Annotated in this window: 9 protein-coding genes; 7 read left to right on the top strand and 2 right to left on the bottom strand. The window is 74.5% G+C overall.

The genetic code is table 11. The features are described from left to right. From NBZ85_RS19575 to murG, 7 genes are all read left to right on the top strand, one after another. On the top strand, positions 1–1,813 hold a 1,813-nt coding region (locus NBZ85_RS19575; protein WP_261562369.1), incomplete at its 5' end, for a peptidoglycan D,D-transpeptidase FtsI family protein. A gap of 88 nt (positions 1,814–1,901) precedes the next feature. After that, complete coding sequence (locus NBZ85_RS19570) at positions 1,902–3,476, top strand: UDP-N-acetylmuramoyl-L-alanyl-D-glutamate--2,6-diaminopimelate ligase (protein ID WP_438803096.1); 1,575 nt, start codon at positions 1,902–1,904, stop codon at positions 3,474–3,476. Further along, positions 3,473–4,876, top strand: a complete 1,404-nt coding sequence (locus tag NBZ85_RS19565) for a UDP-N-acetylmuramoyl-tripeptide--D-alanyl-D-alanine ligase (RefSeq protein WP_261562367.1) — start codon at positions 3,473–3,475, stop codon at positions 4,874–4,876. Before NBZ85_RS19570 ends, NBZ85_RS19565 begins: the two co-directional genes overlap by 4 nt. A gap of 49 nt (positions 4,877–4,925) precedes the next feature. Further along, complete coding sequence (gene mraY / locus NBZ85_RS19560) at positions 4,926–5,993, top strand: phospho-N-acetylmuramoyl-pentapeptide-transferase (protein WP_261557475.1); 1,068 nt, start codon at positions 4,926–4,928, stop codon at positions 5,991–5,993. 4 nt (positions 5,994–5,997) lie between these two features. After that, complete coding sequence (murD, locus tag NBZ85_RS19555; RefSeq protein ID WP_261562366.1) at positions 5,998–7,323, top strand: UDP-N-acetylmuramoyl-L-alanine--D-glutamate ligase; 1,326 nt, start codon at positions 5,998–6,000, stop codon at positions 7,321–7,323. A gap of 2 nt (positions 7,324–7,325) precedes the next feature. Next, positions 7,326–8,756: a putative lipid II flippase FtsW gene (gene ftsW / locus NBZ85_RS19550; RefSeq protein WP_372517746.1), complete on the top strand. Its 1,431-nt coding sequence runs from the start codon at positions 7,326–7,328 to the stop codon at positions 8,754–8,756. Positions 8,757–8,759: 3 nt separating this feature from the next. Then, positions 8,760–9,890: an undecaprenyldiphospho-muramoylpentapeptide beta-N-acetylglucosaminyltransferase gene (murG, locus tag NBZ85_RS19545; protein WP_261557477.1), complete on the top strand. Its 1,131-nt coding sequence runs from the start codon at positions 8,760–8,762 to the stop codon at positions 9,888–9,890. A gap of 303 nt (positions 9,891–10,193) precedes the next feature. Here murG and NBZ85_RS19540 read toward each other — a convergent pair whose 3' ends face one another. Further along, positions 10,194–10,754: a nitroreductase/quinone reductase family protein gene (locus NBZ85_RS19540; RefSeq protein ID WP_261557478.1), complete on the bottom strand. Its 561-nt coding sequence runs from the start codon at positions 10,752–10,754 to the stop codon at positions 10,194–10,196. Positions 10,755–10,869: 115 nt separating this feature from the next. Continuing rightward, a partial coding sequence (locus NBZ85_RS19535) for a glutamate ligase domain-containing protein (RefSeq protein WP_308205194.1) occupies positions 10,870–11,510 on the bottom strand: 641 nt, incomplete at its 5' end.

The raw sequence follows: 11,510 nt of genomic DNA, 5'->3' as shown, positions 1-11,510 counted from the left end.
GGGGCGGGCCGCTCGGGGCGGCGGGCGTGCCGGCGGCGGTCGCCGGCCACCGCGACCGCCGGTCCGGCGCAACTACCGGCTGGGCAGCCCGCGGCGGCGGCTTCGGGTGACGATCGTGTTCATGTGCGTGCTGCTCGGCGTCCTCGCGCTGCGCCTGACCCAGCTCCAGGGCTTCTCCGCGTCGACCTACGCGGCGCAGGCCGAGGCGGAACGGCTGCGCACGATCGTGCTGCCCGCGGTGCGCGGTGCGATCACCGACCGGTCCGGCCACACCCTCGCCCAGCACGTCGAGCTGCGCGCGGTCTACGCGAACCCGACGAACGTCAAGGATGTCGGCGCGACCGCCCGCAAGCTCGCCCCCGTGCTCGACGACAGCGTCGCCGAGCTGACGACGCGGCTGACGGACCCGACCAGGCACATCAAGTTCGTCTACCTCGCCCGGGGCCTGACCCCCGACGTCGCGAAGAAGGTCAGCGCGCTGCAGCTGCACGGCATCGGCATCACCGAGGAACGCGGCCGCACCTACCCGGCCGGCCCGCTGGCCGCCAACGTCGTCGGGTTCATGCGGCGCGGCGACGGGGACGTGCTGGAGGGCGCCGGCGGGCTGGAACTGGCGTACGACAAGGTGCTGCGGGGCACCGACGGGCTGCGCCGGCTGGAAGCCAACCCGGAGGGCATCGAGATTCCCTCCAGCCAGAGCCGGCAGCGCGACCCTGTCCCCGGCTCGGCGCTGCGGCTCACCCTCGACCGCGACATCCAGTGGAATGCCCAGCAGGCCATCGCCGGCGCGGTGCGCTCGTCCGAGGCCGACGGCGGCACGGTCGTGGTGATGGACCCCCGCACCGGGGACATCCTCGCGATGGCCGACGCGCCCGAGTTCGACCCGCGCAACATCACCGCGGCGGACAACGCGGCGTTGGGCAACCGCTCCACCCGGGACGCCTACGAGCCCGGCAGCGTCAACAAGATCATCACGATGGCCGCCGCACTCGACCGCGGGCTCATCACCTCGGAGACGCCGCTGACCATCCCGCCGTCCATCATCCGCGGCGGAGTGCGCATCAAGGACGCCGAGGAGCATGGCGTCGAGCATCTGACGACCGCCGGGGTCCTGGCCCGCTCCAGCAACATCGGCACCGTGGAGATCGCCGAACGGGTCGGGCGCCCGGCGCTGGAGCAGGCGCTGCGGGCCTTCGGCCTCGGCGCGAAGACGGGGCTGCACTTCCCCGGCGAGGGCACCGGCCTGCTGCCGCCCGCGAAGGACTGGTCGGGCAGCCAGGCCGCGACCATCTCCTACGGTCAGGGTATGTCGGCGACGGCACTGCAGATGGCGTCGGTCTACGCCACCGTCGCCAACGGCGGGGTGCGGGTTCCCCCCCGGCTCGTCGACGCCATCACCGGTCCGGACGGAACCGTCCAGGTCACCCCGCATCTTCCCGGCCAGCGGGTGATCAGTGCGCAGACCGCGTCAACGCTTGGCCGGATGCTGGAGGCGGTCGCGACGAACGAGGGCACCGCGCCGCTCGCCGAGGTCCCGGGCTACCGGGTGGCCGGCAAGACCGGCACCGCGAACCGGGCTGACCCGGTGCACGGCGGCTACGACGGCTACGTCTCGTCGTTTATCGGCTTCGCCCCGGCCGACGACCCGAAGGTCGTCGTCGAGGTCGTCCTGGACAACCCGAAGAAGGGGTACTTCGGCGGCCAGGTCGCCGCGCCGGTGTTCCAGGGCGTGATGAGCTTCGCCCTGACCACCCTCGGCGTGCCGCAACCGACGACGAAGCCGTCGCCGCTCCTGCTCGACCTGGACAAGTAGTTCGGACCCGTCCGCCGGCGCAATGGACCACCGCCGTGCCCGGGCGCCCCTGCCGATGGCCGCGCTTGCTCCCACTAAGGTCGTCAGCGTGACCCCACCGGCACCCCGACCGGCCGCCCCGACCGCGTGCGGCCTGGCTGATCTGCGCGCGGTGCTCACGGCCGCGGCGCTCCCACCGGCGCCCGGCGGGTCACCCGCCGGCGCGCCGCCGGCCGGCTCCGGCCCGGACGCGGCGGTGCGCGGCGTCACCCACGACTCCCGCCAGGTCCGGCCCGGCGACCTGTACGCGGCGCTGCCCGGCGCGCACGTGCACGGCGCCGACTTCGCCGCCGCCGCGATCGCCGGTGGCGCGGTGGCGGTGCTCACCGACGCCGAGGGCGCGCGGCGGATCGCCGCCGGGGGCGGCCCGGCGGCCGCGCTGCCGGTGCTCGTCAGCGCCGACCCGCGCCGCGACCTCGCCCCGGTGGCGGCCCGCGTCTACGGCGAGCCGTCGGCGGCGCTGCGCCTGCTCGGCGTCACGGGAACCAACGGGAAGACGACGACCGCGTTCCTCCTCGACGCCGGGCTGCGCGCGGCGGGCCACACCACCGGGCTGATCGGCACGGTGGAGACCCGCATCGCCGGGGAGCGCCTCGCCAGCGCCCACACCACCCCGGAGGCCAGCGACCTGCAGGCGCTGCTGGCGGCCATGGTCGAACGGGGTGTGGGCGCGGCCACCATGGAGGTCTCGAGCCACGCGCTGGCCCAGCACCGGGCGGACGCGCTGCACTACGCCGGGGCGCTGTTCACCAACCTCAGCCAGGACCATCTGGACTTCCATCCCACGATGGAGGACTACTTCGAGGCGAAGGCGTCGCTGTTCGCGCCCGGCCGGGCGGCCGCCGCGGTGATCGGGGTGGGCGACGACTGGGGCCGGCGGCTGGCACGCCGGCGCCCGGACGCGGTCACCTTCGCCGTCGACGGCCCCGCCGACTGGACGGCCCGTGCCGTCACCGCCGGCCCCGGTGGCAGCGAGCTACTGGCCGCCGGGCCGGGCGGCGAGCGGGTGGAACTGTCCGTCCCGTTGCCCGGTGTTTTCAACATCGCCAACGCGCTGGGTGCGCTGGCGCTGCTCGTCGCGGTCGGGGTCGACCCGGCCGCCGCGGCCGCCGGGATCGGCTCGCTGCCCGGCGTGCCAGGTCGGATGGAGCGGGTCGACGCCGGCCAGCCGTTCCTCGCCCTGGTCGACTTCGCGCACACCCCGGACGCGGTCTCGACGCTGCTGGCGGCCGTTCGTCCCCTGGTGAAGGGCAGGATCATCGTCGTGCTCGGCTGCGGCGGCGACCGTGACCGTGGCAAGCGCCCGCTCATGGGCGCCGCCGCCGTCACGCTCGCCGACCTTGCGATCCTCACCAACGACAATCCGCGTTCGGAGGATCCGGCGGACATCCTCGCCGCGATGCTCGCCGGGGTGCCGGCCGCCGCGCGCGCGGCGGGCCGGGTTCGGGTCGAACCGGACCGGGCCGCCGCGATCGCCGCGGCCGTCGCCGCCGCCGGCCCGCAGGACGCCGTCGTCGTCGCCGGCAAGGGGCACGAGTCCGGGCAGGAGCAGGCCGGGGTGGTGACCCCGTTCGATGACCGGGTGGTACTGCGGGCGGCGCTGGACGCGGCGGCGCGCGGATGATCCCGCTGACCCTCGCCGAGGTCGCCGCGGCGACCGGCGGGCGCCTCGACGCGGTCGACGACCCGGCCGCCGTGGTCCGCGGGGTTGCCGTGGACTCCCGCCAGGTCGGCGTCGGCACGTTGTTCGTCGCCCTGGTCGGCGCCCGCTCCGACGGGCACGACTTCGCCGCCGCGGCGGTGGCCGCGGGCGCGCCGGCGGTGCTCGCCGCCCGGGCAGTCGGCGTGCCGGCGGTCGTCGTCGCCGATCCGTCGGCCGCGCTGGCCGCCCTCGCCGCGCACGTGCGCGGTCTGGCCCGCGCCACCGTTGTCGCCGTCACCGGCTCGGCGGGCAAGACCACGACCAAGGATCTGCTCGCCGACCTGCTGGCCGAGCTCGGCCCGACGGTGGCCGCGCCCGGGTCGTTCAACAACGAGATCGGCCTGCCGCTGACCCTGCTGCGCACCGAGGTGGACACCGCGTTCGTCGTGCTGGAGATGGGCGCGCGCGGCCTCGGGCACATCGCCACCCTGTGCGCGGTGGCCCGCCCGTCCGTCGGGGCGGTGCTCAACGTCGGCAGCGCGCACGTCGGCGAGTACGCCGACGGCCGGCGCGGGATCGCCGCGGCCAAGGGTGAGCTCGCCGAGGCCGCCCGCGACGCCGTCATCCTCAACGCCGACGATCCGCTGGTGGCGGAGATGGCGCCGCGGGCGCGCGGCGAGGTCGTCACCTTCGGCGAGAGTGCCGGGGCCGATGTGCGCGGCGTCGGCGTCGGCGTCGGCCAGCTGGGGCATGCCTCGTTCGACCTGCTCGCCGGCGGCGAGCGCCACCGGGTCACCCTCGGCCTCGTCGGCGCGCACCAGGTGCCCAACGCGCTCGCGGCGGCGGCCGTCGCCCTGCGCCTCGGGCTGAGCCCCGCCCGCACCGCGGCGGCGCTCGGGGCGGCGCGGGCGCGCAGCCGCTGGCGGATGGAGGTCACCCGGACCGCCGCCGGGGTCGTCGTCGTCAACGACGCCTACAACGCCAACCCCGAGTCGATGCGGGCGGCCCTGGTGACGCTGGTCGACATGCGCGGGGCGGCCCGGGCGATCGCGGTGCTCGGCGGGATGGGGGAGCTCGGCGACGCCGCCGACGACGCGCACGACGCGCTCGGCCGGCTCGCCGTCCGGCTCGGGATCGACCAGGTGATCGCGGTGGGGCCGGCGGCCCGGCGGATTCATCTCGCGGCGTCGCTGGAGGGCTCCTGGGACGGCGAGTCGGTGTGGGTGGCGGATGTGGACGAGGCGGTGGCGACGGTGGTCGCGCTCGCCCGGCCGGACGACGTCGTGCTGGTCAAGGCCAGCCGGTCCTACGGCCTGGAGCGCGTCGCCGAGGACGTGGTGACAAGGTTCGGCGTGGTCGGCGCCGGGATCGAGGGGGCATGAGTACGGACCGCTGGGTGTACCCAAGCGAACACGCGCGGGTGACACCCGCGTGAGAGGCGTTCTTATCGCGGCCATGGTCGCGTTGGTCGTGTCGTTGCTCGGCACCCCCTGGGTGATCCGGCTGTTCCGCCGGCGGGGCTACGGGCAGGAGATCCGCGAGGACGGCCCGTCGAGCCACCTGACCAAGCGCGGCACGCCCACCATGGGCGGCACGGTGATCATCGTGGCGACGCTGGTCGGTTACTTCCTTGCTCACCTGGTCACCGGGATCGGCTTCACCGCCTCGGGCCTGCTCGTGTTGCTGGTGATGACCGGGCTCGGCGTCGTGGGCTTCCTCGACGACTGGATCAAGATCCGTAAGCAGCGCAGCCTCGGGCTCACCGCCCGGATGAAGTTCGCCGGCCAGGCCGCGGTCGCGCTCGCGTTCGGCCTGCTCGCTGTCCGGTTCAAAAACCATGCCGGGCTGCTGCCGGGGTCGACGTACATCTCGATCGTGCGCGACACGTCCCTGTCGGTCGGTATCGTCGCCTTCCCGCTGCTGGCCTGGATCATCATCGCGGCGACGTCGAACGCGGTGAACCTCACCGACGGCCTCGACGGCCTCGCCGCCGGCACGTCGGCGATGGTGTTCGGCGCCTACGTGGTCATCTCGTTCTGGCAGTTCGGCAACCTGTGCGAGCCGGGGGACTCCCCGGCGGGCTGCTACGCGGTGCGCGACCCGCTGGACGTGGCGCTGGTCGCGGCGGCGGCGATGGGCGCCTGCTTCGGCTTCCTGTGGTGGAACGCCAGCCCGGCGAAGATCTTCATGGGGGACACCGGCTCGCTCGCGCTCGGCGGCGCCTTCGCCAGCATCGCCATCGTCAGCCGGACCGAGCTGCTGCTCGTCGTCCTCGGTGGCCTGTTCGTCATCGAGACCCTGTCCGTCCTGATCCAGGTGGCGTTCTTCAAGGCGACGAAGAAACGTGTGTTCAACATGGCGCCGATCCACCACCACTTCGAACTCGCCGAATGGCCCGAAACGACGGTCATCATCCGGTTCTGGATCGTCTCCGGCCTCGCGGTGGCCTTCGGGCTCGGCCTGTTCTACGCCGAGTTCCTCTCCCACGGAGGTAATTAGCCCCATGGGTTCCACGCAGGCGGCCGGCGCCGCGGCCCGGGCGCTGCTCGGCCGCGGCGCCCGGGTGCGGGTCGTCGACGCCGGCGACTCCGATCGGCACCGCGCGGCCGCCGCCGACCTGCGGGTGCTCGGCGCGACGGTGGAGCTCGGCGGGCTGCCGGCGGGCCCCGGCGGGGCGGGGCTCGTCGTGACCTCGCCGGGCGTCCCGCCGACCGCGCCGCTGATCACCGGATCGGCGCGGGCGGGGGTGCCGGTGTGGGGAGAGGTCGAGCTCGCCTGGCGCTGGCGCGGCGCCACCCGCTGGCTCGCCGTGACCGGCACGAACGGCAAGACCACGACCACCGAGATGCTCGGGGCGATGCTCGCCGCGGGGGGCCGGCACGCGACCACCGCCGGCAACATCGGCACGCCGATCGTCGAGGCCGTGGCCGCCGAGCCGCCCTACGACACGCTCGCCGTCGAACTGTCCAGCTTCCAGCTGCACTACACCCTCACCGCGGCACCGCTGGCCGCGGCCGTGCTCAACGTCGCCCCGGACCATCTCGACTGGCACGGCGGCGCGGACGCCTACGCCGAGGCCAAGGCGCGGATCTGGCGCGATCCCGCGACGATCGCCATCGGCAACGCCGACGACGCCGCGAGCACCCGGCTGCTCGCGGGGGCGCCAGGCCGCCGGGTGCTGTTCGGGCGGGACCCGGGGGCCCGACCCGCCCCGGGACTGACCGTGGTCGACGGTCACCTCGTCGACCACGCCTTCGGTGGCGGCCGGCTCGTCGCCCTGCGTGACCTGCGGGTCGTGGGCCCCCACCTGATCTCCAACGCGCTCGCCGCGGCGGCGCTGGCCCGCGCCGAGGGCGTGGACCCGGCGGCGATCGGCGCCGCGCTCGCGGACTTCCGCGCCGGTGCCCACCGCAACGCCGAGGTCGCCGTGATCGACGGCGTCCGCTGGGTGGACGACAGCAAGGCGACCAACCCGCACGCCGCCGCGGCCTCCCTGGCGGGCTACCCCTCGGTCGTGTGGATCGCCGGCGGCCTGAACAAGGGTCTCGACTTCGACGACCTCGTCCGCGACGCCCGCGACGTGCTGCGCGGCGCGGTCCTCATTGGCCGCTGCGCCGAGGAGATAGGCGTCGCGCTCGCCCGACACGCCCCCGATGTCCCCGTCGAACGGGCCGCCGGCATGGACGATGCGGTGAAGGCCGCGGCGGCGCTCGCGCGCGCCGGCGACACGGTGCTGCTCGCGCCGGCCGCGGCCTCGATGGACATGTTCCGCGACTACGCGGCCCGCGGAGACCTGTTCGCCGAGGCGGTGCGCGCACGAGAGGGGTAGCCGTGGCTGGTTCGAGGCCGGTATCGCCCTCCTCAGGATTGCCGGTGCGGCCGGTGGCCGCCCGCTCCGGTGACGACGACCCGGTGGACCGCGAGACCGCCGAGCTGCGGGTGCCGCTGCTCGACCGGCCGCTCGCCTCCTACTACCTGCTGCTGTCCTCGGCCGGCCTGCTGCTGCTGCTCGGGCTGGTCATGGTGCTCTCGGCGTCGAGCGTGCGCTCCTACGCCCTGTTCGGCTCGGCGTACACGCTGTTCATCCGGCAGGCGATCTGGGTGGGCATCGGCCTGCCGATCGTCGTCGCGGCCAGCCGGTTGCCGGTGCGGGCGTTCCGGGCGTTCGCCTACCCGTTGCTGGCCGGCACCGTGTTCCTGCTCATGGCCGTGCTCGTCCCCGGCATCGGCAGCGTGCGGGGCGGGGCCCGGCAGTGGATCGTCGTCGGCCCGATCACCATCCAACCCAGCGAGCTGGCGAAGATCGCGCTGGTGCTGTGGTGCTCGGACCTGCTGGTGCGCAAGCGGCGGCTGCTGGCCGACCCGAAGCACCTGTTCGTCCCGCTGGTCCCGATGTTCCTGTTCATCGACCTGCTGATGCTGCTCGAACCGGATCTCGGCGGCGCGATCTGCGTGACGGTCGTCCCGCTGACCATCCTGTGGGTGATCGGCACCCCGAAGCGCTTCTACGGCGCCGTGCTCGGTTCGATGATCCTCGCGGCGTCGGTGCTCGCCGTCGTCGAGCCCTACCGGATCCGGCGGCTGCTGTCGTTCACCGACCCCTTCGCCGACGCCAGCGGTGACGGTTTCCAGGCCGTCCAGGGCATCTACGCGCTGTCCACGGGGGGTTGGTGGGGGGACGGGCTCGGCGCTTCCCGGGCAAAGTGGCCGGAGGTGCTGCCCGCGGTGCACACCGACTTCATTCTCGCGATCATCGGCGAAGAGCTGGGCCTGGTCGGCAGCCTCGTGGTGGTCGGGCTGTTCGGCGTGCTCGGTTACGCGGGCCTGCGCATCGCCCACCGCTCCGACGACCTGTTCGTCCGGCTGGCCGCCGCCGGGGTCACCGCGTGGATCATCGTGCAGGCGGTGGTGAACATGGGGGCGGTCGTCGGCCTGCTGCCGATCACCGGCGTCACCCTGCCGCTGGTGTCCTTCGGCGGGTCCGCGCTGCTGCCCACCCTCGCCGCCCTCGGGATGCTGCTCTCCTTCGCCCGCTCGGAGCCCGCGGCGGTGAAGTACCTGGCCCGACGGGCCGAGGAACGCCGGGTGGCACGGGCCGAGCGCGCCGGGGCGCGCCGGCGGCCGCGGCTGCCCGGCCGCCGTGCCCGGCGACCCGACCTGGAGCTCGTGCCCGCCGACGGCCCCGACATAGCATCCGGCACCGGTGGGCGAGTGACCGGGACCGGGCGGTCCGCGGGCCGCCCCGATGTGTCATCGTCTTGACCGGTGTTGCGAAGCGTAGTGCTCGCCGGCGGCGGGACAGCCGGCCATGTCGAACCCGCGCTCGCCGTGGCGGACGCCCTGCGCGCCGCCGAGCCGCGTACCCAGCTCACCCTGCTGGGCACGGCTACCGGCCTGGAGGCGCGCCTGGTGCCGGCCCGCGGCTACGAGTTGGCGACGGTGCCGAAGGTGCCGATGCCGCGTCGGCCCACGCCCGCGCTGCTGAAGCTGCCCGTCCGCCTGTTCGACGCGGTGCGCCAGGCGGGCGCGACCCTGGACCGGGTCCGGGCGGACGTCGTCGTCGGCTTCGGTGGCTACGTGTCGGTGCCGGCGTATCTCGCCGCCCGGCGCCGCGGCATCCCGATCGTGGTCCACGAGGCGAACCCGCTGCCCGGGATGGCCAACCGGCTCGGCGCCCGGTTCACCTCCTTCGTCGCCACCTCGTACCCGAGTACCCCGCTGCGCGGTGCGACCCTCACCGGGATCCCGCTGCGCGCGCAGATCCTCACCCTCGACCGTTCACCGGCGGCCAGCCGCGCCGCGCGGGCCCGCTACGGGCTTGACCCGCATCGCCCGACCCTGCTCGTCTTCGGCGGCTCCCAGGGGGCCCGCAGCCTGAACGAGGTCATGACCGCGGCGGCGCAGTCGCTGGCCAGCGCGGGCGTCCAGGTGCTGCACGCGGCCGGGCCGAAGAACTTCGACGAGGTCGCGGCGGCGCTGCCCCGCGGCCTGCCAGCCCCCTACGAGCTGCTTCCCTACCTGGACGACATCGGGTCCGCGTACGCCGCCGCCGACATGACGCTGTGCCGCTCCGGCGCGATGACCTGCGCCGAGCTCGCCGCGGTGGGCCTGCCGGCGGCCTACGTGCCGCTCCCACACGGCAACGGCGAGCAGCGCCGCAACGCCCTGCCGACGGTGGAGGCCGGTGGCGGCCTCCTCGTCGACGACGCCGACCTCGACGAGGACTGGCTGCTGGCGAACGTGCTGCCGGTGCTCACCTCGCCGGAGCGGCTGGCGAAGATGTCGGCGGCCTGTGCGGGCACCGGCTACCCCCAGGCCGCCGCGGCGATCGTCGCGATGGTCCGCGATGCGGCAGCGACCCGGCGTCATAAGAGGCCCCGCCACGCCGCCTCCTGACGGCTCGCCCCTCGCGGAGGCCCACCCGCAACCAGCGTGGGGTTGGTTGCGGTGCGTTGTGCGCGGTCTGGGTCCTGCGGATCGCGCGCACCGCACCGCACCGCTTCCCCCTGATCACAACTGAACGCGTGCCAGCTGGCCGGGTGTTGCCGGAGGGCTGGCTCCGCGCGGGCGCGACTGCGCGCGATTGCTGGAGGTTGTTGACGATTGCGGGCCCCGCACAGGTCAACAACCTCCAGCAATATCGGCGCCCACTCCAGGCGCCCACTCCCGGCGCATCCCGTGGATGGCGGCGGGGGAGCGTCAGTCCAGGGCGGCCAGGACGACCACCGGGATCTCGCGCTCGACCTGTTCCTGGTGGCCGCGGATACCCGGCATGGTCTCCACCAGTGCCTGGTAGAGCCGCTCCCGCTCTGCCCCGGTGGCGGTAGACGCCTGCGCGGCGAACCGGCCGGTACCGAGCTCCACGGTGACCTTGGGGTTGGCCGTGAGGTTCCGATACCAGTCCGGATGCCCTGGGGCGGCCATGTTGGACGCGAACACGATGATGCGACCGTGCCGGCCGGCCTGCCCGTTCCCGCCGGCCTGCCCGTTCCCGCCGGTCTGCGCAGTCCCGTCGGGCTGGTGCTCGCCGCCGGCCTGGTTCTCGCCCGCCGCGGCGTCGGAGGCACCGTCGGTGACGTAACCGAGCGGCGTGGTGTGTTCCTGCCCGCTGCGCCGCCCGGTCGTCGTCAGCAGGACGAGCCGGGAGCCGGGCAGCGTCTTCTCCAGTGCTCCGCCGGTCGCCCGGTATTCGGCGATCACGGTCTGGTTGACCGCTCGGATGTCGAAGCCGGGGCTGCGCGGGTCCTGCATGTCTGACATCCACCTGATCCTCACCGGTCGCCGCCGGCCATGCCGGCGGTGGACGTGTTGCGGCAGTCAACCATCGACGCAGCGTCACGGCCGGGAGGATCACGCCGGTGGCGCCGCGTCGGCGTCAGCGCGGCATCTCCTCGCGCAGCGCCGCCAGCAGCCGCGGCCCGACCGTCGTGATCGTACCGGCGCCCAGGGTGAGCAGCAGGACGCCGCCGGCCTGGGCGGGGACGGGGCTGTCCAGCGCGTCGCGGACGTCCGCGGCGAGCCGGTCGACCAGCTCCGGCCAGGGCACGTAACCGACGGCCGCGGGCCCGGCCAGCCGCGTGACCAGATCCATCGGGTGCCGGCCGAGGTCATCGGTCTCCCGGGCAGCGTAGATGTCGGTGACGTACACCCGGTCGGCGTCGGCGAAGGCGGTGGCGAAGCCGTCGAGTAGCGCGGCGAACCGGCTGTAGGTGTGCGGTTGGAGCACGGCCCACACCGCCCGGCCGTGCGCCCGGGCGCGGGCCGCGGCGAGCGTCAGCCGGATCTCGGTCGGGTGGTGCGCGTAGTCATCGATGATCTCCAGGCTCCACTCGCCTATCGGGTCGGTGACGGGGGTGGCCGGCAGGGCCTGCGATCGTGGAAGGGGCCTGCCGGCGTGGGCCGGCATGGCCCCCGACCGGTCGGGGGCGGATGCGGGGGCCAGCGCTGTCGCTGTCGCCGGCGCGTCGACGGCCGGGGGCACGGCCCACGGGTGGGCGATGCCGGTCGGTGTGGGGG

This window comes from Frankia tisae, assembly GCF_025403405.1.
In the GTDB taxonomy this organism is placed as follows: Bacteria; Actinomycetota; Actinomycetes; order Frankiales; family Frankiaceae; genus Frankia; species Frankia tisai.
Note: the sequence above shows the minus strand (reverse complement) of the source record. Positions and strands in the feature narration are given on the sequence as shown.